The sequence below is a fragment of the Sporomusa malonica genome (assembly GCF_900176355.1).
Taxonomy (GTDB): domain Bacteria; phylum Bacillota; class Negativicutes; order Sporomusales; family Sporomusaceae; genus Sporomusa; species Sporomusa malonica.
Window position 1 is genome coordinate 1 of the sequence record NZ_FWXI01000046.1, and the last position, 10,464, is coordinate 10,464.

The following is a 10,464-nucleotide window of genomic DNA, read 5'->3' on the forward strand; positions in this document are numbered from 1 at the left end:
ATGACGACTGCAAGCCTCATCACAATGACGACTGCAAACCTCATCACAACTGCGATTGCAAACCACCCTCTCACTACCAGGACTACAAATCACATCATAGCTGCGATTGCAAACCGCCCTCTCACGATCAGGATTGCAAGCCAAATCATAGCTGCGATTGTAAGCCCCCTTCTCACAACTATGACTGCAAACCACATCATAGCGGCGATTATACGCCTCCCTCTCACGTCTATGACTGCAAGCCGAATCACAGCGTTGATTATAATTCTCCTTCTCACAACCAGAACGGCAAGCCACATCATAACTGCGATTGTAAGCCCCTTTCTCACGTCTATGACTGCAAGCCACATCATAACTACGATTATGAGCCGCCCTCTTACAAATATAACTACAAGTCATATAACAGCGGTTATTGTAAGCAACAGGGCAGAGATCCTGTTCTCCCCGATGGTTTTCATGCACCAACCGCTATTCAGCCGTACACTAGGGTTGGAAGTGGTTTCGCATTTAAATACGAAGACTAAACGTATAGCAAAGAGGTCTCCTAAAAAGCTAATTAGCTTTTTGGAGACCTCTTTTTACTATTAATATATTTATTCAATTATATGTTCATTCAAAATAAACACGACTATCGTTATCACTAACTGGTTTTGCCTGCAAAAACAGCGTTACATTTTTAAATACTTCTCTTGGATTAAATGGTATTGCAAATACGTCTTCAATACAGGCCTCTACGCAAAAATCTTTATGATCGGCATGTGGTGCCAAAACGATGAATGCCGAAAATTGAGCGTCAAAATGCGTAGTAAAAACCGGCTGATCCGCTCTGGCTGCAGTATAAACGAGCTTCTGCCTTAATGCGCCTTCAACTACCAGTTTCTTTCCAGTCAGCCTGGTGCCTTCAATATTTTCTTTTGTGGGGCAAGGCCCTATTGGTGTATTTACAATTCTAGTTGAAATAATTTTTACTTCAGCAAACACTTTATCAATCGTTCCGATATTAGGTTTGTCAGCAGGTAGTCTAAATAATTCTGGAACAGATATTTGCGTCCAGGCTCCTACCTCAACACAATCATCTTCATCCTGCCGCTCCACAAGTACAGTCACTTCGGCCGGATCACACAAGCCTATTATCTCAACAACGTTCTGTCCAAAGCATTGACATACTTTCATCAGTGTACACCTCCTTGTTCTCGTTAGCGTAAGTGGGGCAACGCCCTAATGACCAATGTAACATTTTTAAATATTTTTCGTTGGGTAATATCTGTGACAAAAATATCCTCGATGCAGACGTCTACCTTAAATTTTCTTGTGAGAGGATCCTGTGGATCAAGGACAATAAACGCCGAGAACGGCGTATCGAAATGTACAGCATGCACACTTTGCGTCTGACACGCAGAATATACAATTTTTTGGCGCAGAACTCCTTCTATCACCAGTTTCTTTCCGGTTATTGCTGTACCTTCCTGATTAAAAATAGGAGGACACAGTTTGGGGTTGGTTGTTTTGAATGGTGTGCTGATTACCCGCTCACAGATAATTTCCACAGCAGCAGAAATGCTTATCAGTTGCTCAATATCTGGTTTAACTGATGGAATACATAATACTTCCGGTACCACCAGCTCCGTCCATCGCCGGATATCACCGCAATCTAAAAACTTTTCTAGCTTTTCCGGGGAGCAGATACCGCTAATAGTCAGAAGTTGGGCTCGATCCTCCGGTTCAGTCCGCCTTGGTTTCTGAAACTTACCCATAACTCTACAATCCACGGACTCTATGCTAACACTCTCTTTGTCAGGTTCTTTATCGCAATACCTCATAGTTCTTCCTCCTTTTTGAACATATTGTCTGACTAATGCTCATCATGACAAATGTTGGCTGTAACTGGTACAGCTTGTAGTAGTAACATTACATTATCAAATATCTCTCTTGGAGTAATTTTTTTGACAAACACGTCTTCTAAGCAAGTATTAATCTGGTAAGTAGTATGCAGCGAATCTACCTCTTGATCGTCGTCTTTGTACCATACCCGCACCGACTTGGGAATGACGATAAAAGCGGAAAACGGGATGACAAAACGAGCTGAATGTACAGGTTGTTCGCAGCGAGCGGCAATATAGGATATTGTCTGGCAAAGTTCTCCTTCAACAATTAGTTTCCGCCCTGTAAGTAATTTGCCTTCAAAATTTGGACACGAGTCTGTACTAGGTGTTACAATTACCTTCTTTCTAATGATCCTTACTGCCACATTTACTCCTGTGATTTGCTCGATCTCTGGTTTTATATCAGGAATGTTTAAATTCTCCTGGATCGAGATTTGAGTCCAAAAATTATCTACTCCTTTTGTAAATTTGATTCCTCTAATGTCACAGAGCCCAGCAACGGTAACCAAGCTGTCATCCATGTATATTCCTCCTTACTATTTGGATAATTGGCTGTTAGAAAAACTTCGGATGTATTTTATTCATCTGCTTCATTATATGTAGTATACTGTTCGGTAGTTCCAAAACACGGCTACATAAACGCTAGAAAACGCTGTATTACTGCTAGATAATCCAATATCACAAAAGATTAGTAAAAACATATTTTTTTCAATTGTTAATATTTATGTAAACAAGTAGCTAGTTTTTGGTTATATACGGAACACATTTCACTTAAAATCATAAACTACTAATAAAGCTCCAGAAACAATACATATAATTGCATGCAGAGCGTATATCATTAGATTAAGGAGGAAAGAGTATGGCTCGTTCGAAGCACAGAAGAGCCCGTCAGTTTGCCACCAACAGTAACTTAACACTCCCTGGTGATAAACCGGACATTGATTTTCTACTTCGCGTAACATCAACACCAATAATTGAGCAATGCGTAGTATCACCTAGACAAATGCGTATTACCGGCTATATCAGCATTTGTGCAGAATACGTGGCAGCTGTTCACGACGGCACACAACCTGTAACTTTTATATTTTTTAGGCTGCCATTTGACGAAACCTTTGTGCATTACCGTGCACGCACAGGCATGAATGCTTATCTGAAATGTGATATTAATACAGAGCAACTACATCTTACTAACTCAAGAGAGCTAGCAATCTCTCTAAATGTAAGGATTTTGGGCGTAAAACTGGCACGAGCATATCATTCACTGCCCCCCCATCAGTGCCATCCATGTTTTGTCAATCTCTTTGAGTCAAGTAACCCAGAAGTATTTACGCCTACTTGCCGTCCTGAGCTAGGTACCGATCAATCCCACAACCAACAGACTCCTTAAATAAGAAAACACACTGCATTTATAAATTGTAGTGTGTTTTCTCATGAATATATGATAATTACTCGTCATCTCGCCACTTTATTAAATTAGGCTTAGGGTCAAGAATAGAAAGGTATTGTTCCTGGACTCCGTATTTAGCTTTTGGGTCCAGCTCTTTGTATCTGAAATATTTTGCTACCCTGTCTTCCGGCCGCGCCCAGCCAAAATGCTGTAAACGCAATTGACTTTGCTTGCCTGTGCGGTCAAATATATTTATTGGGAATCTGCCGCAGTGCAGCGGCTGTTCCTGCCACTCATACTTATATCCTGAGCGATACCTTACTAAAAATGGCCGATATACTCTGTGAGCAATCCAGTAACTGTCTTCACGATAGCTGCTTTCATTCCACATGTCATATAACCGGAAATAAACCACATCTACGCTATCATCTTTAATTAATTCCCTAATTCCCTCAGCCGCTTTATGTTCAAAAATTTCATCAGCATCTAGAATCATGATCCAATCCGGATTAGTACCCCCAGCCAGCTCCCATAACGTTTTACGGAGTTCCACTTCATTACTAAAACCACTTATGCTATTTTCTACAATGCAATGAACTATATTTACTAATTTTTCGCGGCAGATGGCGACAGTATTGTCTGTGCTGCCATCATCTAAAATCACCACTTCATCTGCATACTGAGCAATATGTTGCAGCACCCTCTCTAAATATCGGCCGCTTTCATTTTTCACTAACATGCCTACCGTCAATTTGGGATGTTCTGTATTTCTCGCTATTCTATGTTTATATTTGGCCAGGTTCACAAGTTCCGACTCCCTGTAGATATGAAACGGCGGATACCAAGTATCGGCGTACAGCTCTAACCCTAGCGCTACCGCCCGCACACAGAAATGCCGGTCTTCCCCAATAAAACCAAGATTATATATCTCCTTGAAATTCGCCCCTCTCTCAAGCGCATAGCGGCTGATCAGCGTACAGGCTCCCAGCCCGCCAACTTTATAAACCCCGGGATTTTTCAGCATATCGATAAACTCTTGGCTTTTCATCGCTTGTTCATCCGAGCTATACTCTACCCCGCGCTCTGCATGAAATAACCTATATTGATCTCCTACCCATACCTGCGGTAAAGGAGCAAACTGCAGTGCCCATTTAGTCCAATACACCTCAGATACGATATCTTTTTTCAAACTGAGTAGATGCTTAACCGTCTGCGGATGCAAATATAGATCTGAATCAGCTAAAAATAGATAATCTGCTCTTGCTTGCAGAGCATACTCTATGATTCTGTCTTTATAGGCAGCAACTTTCCATATAAGGTTTTCCTGCCAGCAATGTGTTTCTTCATCACAATGATATTCTAAGGGATTATCTCCTTTAAATATCGTTGTGTTAGCATACTTACCAGCAAAGGCGTACAACAGATTACATCCTTCATCATCATCAACAAATACATATTCTACAGTTAACCCCTCATAGTCGAGGTTCTCTAGCGATTGCAGGAACTGCTCCAGAATAGCAGGTTTCTGCTTTACCGGACTGCCAACGACTACTTTAATCACAAGCAACACTCCCAAATATTTATCGGCACGACATGCTCCGGCCAGAGCGTTAACCATACCCCAAGACTTCTATTAACAGCCTTTTCCAGATAGCTCTGTACGACTAGGCACTCTTTGTCCGTTGCTAAAGCAACCTTGCATATCTCCATTTGCTGACACAAAATCCCCAGGTAGTCTTTAATAATAGCTGGCATACTGCCTGCTTGTTTTATGATGGATTGATATAAATCTTTCCACTGATTAAAACTTTCGCCAACATCCCTTTCCGCGGCAGCAAGACAAATGACCGCAGCCGCATAATAATCTCCTATTAGAACAGCCTCATGAGCCAGCTTGACGGCGTCTTCACCCACGGCATACGCCAAAGCTTTAACAGCCCCTGCTTCTCCCTTTCGTAGAACCTCTATCATCCTCACCGCACTATATAGCGAAGGTCCAGCTTCCAGTGACAGCTTAAATTTTTGAAGCGCCGCCTGCCAGCTTTTTTGCCGATAAAATAGTTCTCCAACGATTGCATTAATCAGCTGTGGCGGCACTAGTACGGTATTAATACCCCCTTGGGCAAGCATCTCCCCAGCAAGACTAAAATTTCCTAACGCCGCCTGCCGCAGCCCTGCCAAAAATAATATATCACTGTCCGCAGGCATGGTTGCCAGGGCTTTAACAAACAAGCCTTCATCTTCTACATAAGCACTATTTTTGAGACTGGCCATAAGCGCGAGCAGTATAACCTCCCTAAAGTACCCTTCTCCCCCAGTCATATGTTTAAGCGCTTTCATAAGTACATTACATGCTTCTCCATACTGCTCTTGTTGTATAAGTTCAGTCCCCAAGCTGTATAGCATAAATGTGTCATCTTGCCGCTCAGCTAACTGACTTTTAATTATCTGGCTATTTCGTACTATTTTTTGCTTGCATAAAATTTCTTCAGGCTCATAACCCCGGTGTCTGACAATAATACCCGAAAAACCGATAGCATCCTGGCCTTCAAGCTCTTTTATGCTGCCTGCGATCTGCTCATGTATTGCTCCGGAAAATTTATACCCCCGGCCATTACGAAATAATCTCACGACATGGTCTTCTGCCTCAATTTTCCCCGCTCCTAGAGGGCTTACTATCGTAAGGTAATAGCCTTCATAATCTTTAGCCACCAAGTCTGGCAGAGTTTCGCTATTTCCTGCTAACCGTTCATCAGCGTCTAACACCAAAATCCAATCACTTACAGCAAATTGCAGACAATAGTTACGTGCTTTAGCAAAGTCATTTTCCCACTGAAAATACTCAATTTGTGCATCATATTGTCTGGCAACTTGAACCGTGTTATCGGTTGAGCCTGTATCTACAACCACGATCTGATCTGCCCAGGCTCTAATACTGTCAAGACAATCACCTAAACAATGCTCCTCATTTTTTACAATAAGACAAACTGTCAGCGACCAGCCTTTTGCCATACATATAAACCTCGCATACTTTTATACCTGACATCAAGAAGCATCTCTATGCCCTTTATCTCACTCTGCCAAAAATCAAGTAAGGCTTTACTGCCCTGCTCTAAGTCGCTCATGATCTCTTCACAGCACTTGGCCACCTGTATAAATATGCTTGAATTTTCACCATACGAACGCACACAATCAGCCATTATCCTTAGCAAGCTGTCTACCAAAACAGGCTCATATTTTTTACTGATCGCCAGCCTGCTGCCCCCTAATCTTTTAACAAGAGCTAAAAGAGCCATAGCATCAGCACGCAAGGGCCCATATCGCCACATAGTTAGGCACTTTGCCTTAGCGGCGCCTAACTCACGCAGAAATATATAACAGATTATTTCCAACTTCATTAGTACAGCGTCATTCAAGTCTTGCCTTGTTTGAAGCGCCTCTATCATCTTGAGTGCCTGCTTAAAATGACCACTATACAGTAAATACTTAGCCAGATCACTTGAAGGAATGATCTGGCTTTCTGCTTGACTACATACTTTTACCGCTAAATCAGGTCGGCTGCTGGCAAAAAAAAGCGCCGCCAACGCCAGCCGACTCTCATAACTCGATACATAACCCCGCTCTGTGAAGGTGATTAATAATTCCTCGCAGCTTTTCTTAGTCACCAGTACCATAAACAGCCCATATAACGGGTACATATAATTTTTGTTTGCTTCAAGCGCCTTTTCGTACCACTCAGCAGCTTCCTCGTACTTCCCCAGAATCTGACAGCAATGTCCTAAGTGATATTGAGATAAAAAATCTTCCGTACCATTGCTATGCTGGTACACAATAAGCGGCGCCCCTAAATCAACAGCAGCCTTAAACCATCGTAGCGCTATCTCATACTCTCCAAGTTGCTCCAACACTACCCCGCCATCAAAAAACAAATCGGTATATTCCGGATATACCGCTGTTTCTTTCATACAGATGGCCAAAGCCTCCTCAAACCTTCCCATCCCCCTTAAACAAGCAACCAGACTCCGGACAGCACTTGACCTGAAAAATATATGGCTTTCATCAAGCTGCTCATAGGCACAACGAAAACAAGCGTAGGCTTGCAGATACCGTCCCAATCCCAACCATTCGCAACCCAGGTAATATTTTATAAAAGCCTCATTCTCCGGCTCATGTTTTAACTGTTCTGCAAGCATGCTCATATTTCGCCTGCGTTTATCCTGCCGACGGCCTGTATTTATATAACTGTGACTGATAACCGGAAAATCACTGTGACCGACAACTTCTTGGTTTGCAATACCGATTTGTTCATGTATTTTTCCAATAAAGCGATAATGCGGCAGGTTGCGAAACAGCCTTAATACGCCGATTACATTATAATCACTGCAGCCAGGACCGCAATAATTTTTAAGCGGCACTATAAAGGCCTCTTTAGTTGTACTTGTAATTAGCTCTCGCAAGGATTCAGGCCTGACCGCTAAGCGTTCATCTGCATCTAAATACAGAATCCACTCACAACTGCACTGGTCGATGGCAAAATTACGCGCAGCACTAAAATCTCCCTGCCATGAATAACTATATACTTTATCGGTGTAGCTTTTTGCTATCTCTACGGTCTTATCAACTGATCCTGTATCCACAATCACAATCTCATCAACTACCGCTTTAACACTATCTAAGCAGGCTCTCAGCATATTTTCTTCATTTTTTACAATCATAGCAATACTGATCAGCCCTGTCATTGCCTTGCCGCCTCCTGCTCCAGCATAGCTTTAAACAGCTCAACATCAGGATGGTTTTTAACAGCAGTCTTTAAAGTCTCCAGACAAAGTTTGTCATACATCTTCAATAAGTTAACATATGCCTTGGGACTACAGGGGGCGATAGTAACGGCGGCTCGGTAATATTCGGCTGCCTCCCAATACTCTTCTTTTTTACTTTTTATAACTCCCATGCATACAAGTGCATCAAAGCTTTCCTGAGTACTAACTAAGTATATATGTCCATACCGCTCTGCATCGTTAAGCCTGTTATGTCTTAGATACATCTGCATAAGCCTATAGGCATGCACCGTTATCCACTCATGATGCATCCCAGCTAAAATGTCATCCACCTTTTTAAAGTCTCCGTGATCCATGGCTCTCAGTAATATATCAAAAAGTAGCTCCGATGAGTCCGGCCTTAAGCTTACAAAATCCATTTGCTCATTGGGCCGCGACCTTATTAACTTAACGATTGCCATAAAATCATCATCCAAACCCATTTTAATCAGACTATCGGTAATACTTCGCACCTTGAAAGCATTATCCTGAAGCCAGAGAATAATGGCTTTGTTAAATATTGCTCTTACATAATGTTCGCTGTCATTTACATATTCATCAAGAATTCTTAAAGCCTCAATAACCCTATCCTGCTGCGCAAGGCAAATAGCTCGGCAGATATTAACCTCGGCTGTGTTTAGTCCACCCACAGCCGCTGCCTCGAGATATTCCCCTGCTAGTTTATAAGAGCGTTCAATAAACAACATGCGCCCTAATATGAATTTAGCCTCTGCCGTACAACACTCACACATATTAGCAAGGGCAATTCTTACATCGTCACTTTCCTCACCCTTCACCAAAATTCGCACCATCTGTTCTAACGCTATATGAAAAGAAGGGTTCTCCCGAAAAGCTACCAAGTAATACCCAAGAGCTTCTTCCTCACTATCAAACTCTTCACAAATTTTCCCCATGTAAAAATAACTTTTAAAACCTTTTACACCAGGGTACGAACCATATACGTAAGATTGTTCACCTAGCGTTGTAGACTTCATAAAGTATTCAAAACTAGTGCCATAAGCCCTGAGCTCATAGAAACATAGCCCGCCATAGTGATACAAATCAGCGTAATCTTGATATATAGACAAACCATATTTAACATATTCAACAGCTTCTTCATATCTACGAGCCTGATAATGAGCCATAACAATCAGGCGGATTAGTTTGGGAAGATACATGCTTTCGGGTCCACCCGGAGCTAAACCGGCTAGCGATTTTTTCAGCATCTCGATGGATTCCCCATAGCGCTCCGCCCGATAAAGCTCTAATCCATATTGATAAAGTACATACTTGTCTTCGGGTGAATCTTTGATCTGCTGTGCAAGAAATTCAAGATTGCGATTTATCTTATCTTTTTCCTGAACCTGACTGTCTAAATATCCATAATGATAGATGGTAATATCATGAGCTATAGCAATATTGGCCTTGCTATCTTTCTCCAAAATTGAATTTAACACTTGTTCATGAATAATACCACGGAATCTATATTCACTGCGGTTACGGAACAAGCGGAACAATATGTCCCGGCACTGCTCAGGTTGTTGTTCACTGCCATAGATATTAACAACCGGGATATAGTATCCTTCTACATCAGCTTGAGCAATGTTCTTACGCAGCGCCCCATGGCAAGACGGTTCAAGATATTCGTCGGCATCCAGGAACAGCACCCAATCTCCGTTGGCTGCTTCAAGGGACGCATTGCGAGCATCAGCAAAGCTGCCAGTCCAAATAAAATCTATCACATTGGCGCCAAAACCGGCGGCAATTTTTTTTGTCTCATCCTTAGAACCTGTATCGACGATGATTATCTCATCTGCAACCCCTTTGACGCTGGCTAAACATTTGGCAATACATTTTTCTTCATCACGAACAATCATACATAAGCTAATTACAGGCATTTCTCCACCCCCCGGATTTGTATTTAATATATGTTCCGCCAGTCAGCATGGTGCCTCACGGCATACACTAAATTACATAGAGAAACTATCCATATTTTATGTTCATCACATTAACCTTTACTTATTAAAGGTCATAGACTACATCATGAGGTAGACATTAGCTTATTATGTTAAATATCCATGCCACCTCTTAAATACCTGCTTTTGCAGAAATTCAACTTAATTAAGGGGGAAATATAGACTATGCCTAACTTTAAGGTTTTCCAAGACCAAGCCCAACAAATGAAGGTGCAAATATATGGTAGTGATCTTAGTACAGCATTAAACACCGACTCTTCCGGCAGCTTAGATGTTATAGCTACTACTGCGCTGCCTATGTGCGCTACTGCTACTGTGCCTATCAGTACCGCTACTTCGCTGCCTATCTGCACCACTGCTACTACTCCGGTTAGCGCCGATGCTGCTCTTCCTATCTGCAC

The 10,464-nt window shown here is 42.1% G+C and carries 9 protein-coding genes and 1 pseudogene; 2 read left to right on the forward strand and 8 right to left on the reverse strand.

Annotation, left to right across the window (positions count from 1 at the left end):
- Positions 1-89: 89 nt before the first annotated feature.
- The 4 genes from B9A22_RS25125 to B9A22_RS24390 all read right to left on the reverse strand — a co-directional run bounded on the left by B9A22_RS25125 (position 90) and on the right by B9A22_RS24390 (position 2,404).
- Entirely contained in the window at positions 90-353 is a 264-nt protein-coding gene (locus B9A22_RS25125) for a hypothetical protein (protein WP_139796387.1), read from the reverse strand.
- A 256-nt stretch (positions 354-609) separates the two neighbouring features.
- The gene (locus tag B9A22_RS24380; protein WP_084578532.1) at positions 610-1,173 is read right to left on the reverse strand and encodes an SPOCS domain-containing protein; all 564 of its coding nucleotides are present in this window, start codon (positions 1,171-1,173) and stop codon (positions 610-612) included.
- A gap of 23 nt (positions 1,174-1,196) precedes the next feature.
- A complete protein-coding gene (locus B9A22_RS24385; protein ID WP_084578533.1) occupies positions 1,197-1,820 on the reverse strand; it encodes a DUF3794 domain-containing protein in 624 nt (207 codons plus the stop codon).
- 32 nt (positions 1,821-1,852) lie between these two features.
- Positions 1,853-2,404, reverse strand: a complete 552-nt coding sequence (locus B9A22_RS24390; RefSeq protein ID WP_084578534.1) for a DUF3794 domain-containing protein — start codon at positions 2,402-2,404, stop codon at positions 1,853-1,855.
- Positions 2,405-2,742: 338 nt separating this feature from the next.
- Here B9A22_RS24390 and B9A22_RS24395 point away from each other — a divergent pair, with 338 nt between their 5' ends.
- Positions 2,743-3,270: a DUF3794 domain-containing protein gene (locus B9A22_RS24395; protein ID WP_084578535.1), complete on the forward strand. Its 528-nt coding sequence runs from the start codon at positions 2,743-2,745 to the stop codon at positions 3,268-3,270.
- Positions 3,271-3,328: 58 nt separating this feature from the next.
- Here the strand turns inward: B9A22_RS24395 and B9A22_RS24400 are convergent, their stop codons facing one another.
- Genes B9A22_RS24400 through B9A22_RS24415 form a run of 4 tightly spaced genes read right to left on the reverse strand, consistent with a single transcriptional unit; the run spans position 3,329 to position 9,985 of the window.
- Positions 3,329-4,831, reverse strand: a complete 1,503-nt coding sequence (locus B9A22_RS24400; RefSeq protein WP_245824132.1) for a glycosyltransferase — start codon at positions 4,829-4,831, stop codon at positions 3,329-3,331.
- Positions 4,828-6,282, reverse strand: a complete 1,455-nt coding sequence (locus tag B9A22_RS24405; protein ID WP_084578537.1) for a glycosyltransferase family 2 protein — start codon at positions 6,280-6,282, stop codon at positions 4,828-4,830. Before B9A22_RS24405 ends, B9A22_RS24400 begins: the two co-directional genes overlap by 4 nt.
- Positions 6,261-8,009, reverse strand: a complete 1,749-nt coding sequence (locus tag B9A22_RS24410) for a glycosyltransferase (RefSeq protein WP_084578538.1) — start codon at positions 8,007-8,009, stop codon at positions 6,261-6,263. The genes B9A22_RS24405 and B9A22_RS24410 overlap by 22 nt, the downstream gene beginning before the upstream one ends.
- Positions 8,006-9,985: a glycosyltransferase family 2 protein gene (locus B9A22_RS24415; RefSeq protein ID WP_084578539.1), complete on the reverse strand. Its 1,980-nt coding sequence runs from the start codon at positions 9,983-9,985 to the stop codon at positions 8,006-8,008. The genes B9A22_RS24410 and B9A22_RS24415 overlap by 4 nt, the downstream gene beginning before the upstream one ends.
- A gap of 243 nt (positions 9,986-10,228) precedes the next feature.
- Between B9A22_RS24415 and B9A22_RS24420 the strand changes: the two are divergent.
- A pseudogene (locus B9A22_RS24420) lies at positions 10,229-10,464 on the forward strand (hypothetical protein); the annotation flags it as partial.

What these genes read in the sequence shown, in the direction of transcription:
- B9A22_RS24405 (WP_084578537.1), bottom strand. Translation starts at nt 6,282, where the DNA reads ATGGCAAAAGGCTGGTCGCTGACAGTTTGTCTTATTGTAAAAAATGAG.
- B9A22_RS24380 (WP_084578532.1), bottom strand. Translation starts at nt 1,173, where the DNA reads ATGAAAGTATGTCAATGCTTTGGACAGAACGTTGTTGAGATAATAGGC.
- B9A22_RS24390 (WP_084578534.1), bottom strand. Translation starts at nt 2,404, where the DNA reads ATGGATGACAGCTTGGTTACCGTTGCTGGGCTCTGTGACATTAGAGGA.
- B9A22_RS24385 (WP_084578533.1), bottom strand. Translation starts at nt 1,820, where the DNA reads ATGAGGTATTGCGATAAAGAACCTGACAAAGAGAGTGTTAGCATAGAG.
- B9A22_RS24395 (WP_084578535.1), top strand. Translation starts at nt 2,743, where the DNA reads ATGGCTCGTTCGAAGCACAGAAGAGCCCGTCAGTTTGCCACCAACAGT.
- B9A22_RS24410 (WP_084578538.1), bottom strand. Translation starts at nt 8,009, where the DNA reads ATGACAGGGCTGATCAGTATTGCTATGATTGTAAAAAATGAAGAAAAT.
- B9A22_RS25125 (WP_139796387.1), bottom strand. Translation starts at nt 353, where the DNA reads ATGATGTGGCTTGCAGTCATAGACGTGAGAAAGGGGCTTACAATCGCA.
- B9A22_RS24415 (WP_084578539.1), bottom strand. Translation starts at nt 9,985, where the DNA reads ATGCCTGTAATTAGCTTATGTATGATTGTTCGTGATGAAGAAAAATGT.